The organism is Pseudoalteromonas sp. S2755 (genome assembly GCF_005886535.1).
Classification (GTDB): domain Bacteria; phylum Pseudomonadota; class Gammaproteobacteria; order Enterobacterales; family Alteromonadaceae; genus Pseudoalteromonas.
Genome location: NZ_PNDS01000171.1, coordinates 1 through 1,288 on the forward strand (window position 1 = coordinate 1; position 1,288 = coordinate 1,288).

At 43.9% G+C, this 1,288-nt stretch carries 1 protein-coding gene; it reads left to right on the forward strand.

The features are described 5' to 3' along the window. Window positions 1-165 precede the first annotated feature (165 nt). Window positions 166-1,201, forward strand: a protein-coding gene (locus CWC03_RS21885) for an IS630 family transposase (RefSeq protein ID WP_502705378.1) whose coding sequence is annotated in 2 segments (ribosomal slippage) — window positions 166-623 and window positions 622-1,201 — 1,038 coding nt in all. Because the reading frame shifts where the segments join, the coding sequence is not laid out codon by codon here. Window positions 1,202-1,288 lie beyond the last annotated feature (87 nt).

Below are 1,288 nucleotides of genomic sequence, written 5' to 3' on the forward strand. Positions count from 1 at the left end.
ACTTATTGGTTGTTTATCAAAATAGGAACGACGGTAAAGCTCGCGTGATCTTCCACCATAGTACTGATGCGGTGGTAGGAGCGAGTTCACCTCGCGATCTTTAATAATACCAAATTGATTAAATTTATGATCTAATATCAAAATCTAATATCCATCGATGTGATAATGATTTTGCAGCCCTCTGAATTTATTAAGCTCTCCAAACAGACTAAAGATCCCAGAAAGAAAGTACGCATGCTCGCGTTGGCTCATTTCTTTGAAGGTAAATCTCGCTATCAGATTGCTGAATACTTAAAGGTCAGTCGTACGAGCGTAAACAAGTGGGTGAAAGACTATCTCGACTATGGATTAGAAGGCCTAGAAGAACTACCTCGCTCGGGCCGCCCTTGCAAACTGGATGATGCACAACTGAAGCAGCTTAAAGCATATGTACTCGACTCTATAGACCGCACGGAAGGTGGTCGGCTAACACTAGAAGATATTCAGCAGTATATATCTGAGTCTTTTCACATTGAGTACGAGTTATCAGCCGTTCACAGATTGTTGAAAAGGCAAAACTTCTCATGGATCAGCAGTCGGTCAATCCACCCTAAAGGGGATAAAGCTCGCCAGGAAGCTTTTAAAAAACTTTGAGCTGGAAACGATCCTTCACACCCCGGGACACCTGCTTCCTGAACGCATTGATGTGTGGTTTCAGGATGAAGCACGATTTGGTCAGCAAACTTCGACCACAAAGGTTTGGGCTGAAAAAGGCTCACGTCCAAGAGTTGTAAAGCAGCAACAATTCGAATATGCCTATCTATTTGGTGCAGTGTGTCCAACAACTGGCGAAACAGAAGCACTCATCTCACCTATAGTGAATAAAGAAGTTATGTATTCTCACCTGGAGCAAATATCACAAAGGACTCAACCAGGAAGAATGGCTGTGGTCGTCATGGATCGCGCAGCCTGGCACTTCAAAGATGGTTTGGTAAAAGGCCTGGAGAATGTAGTGATCATTAGGCTGCCACCTTATTCGCCAGAGTTAAACCCCATAGAACAAGTGTGGAGTTGGCTCAGACAACATAAGTTATCAAACAGAACCTTTGCAAACTATGATCACATTCTGGATCAGGTCAGCGAAGCATGGAATGCGTTTATCTCATGTGCTGACAGGGTGAAATCATTGTGCTTTAGGGACTGGATAAATCTGACCAGTTAATTATTCAAAATGGTATAAAACCTCGCGAGGTAAACTCGCTCCTACCACAGCATCAGCACTGAGCCGCGTGGTCGGAGGTGGTTTACC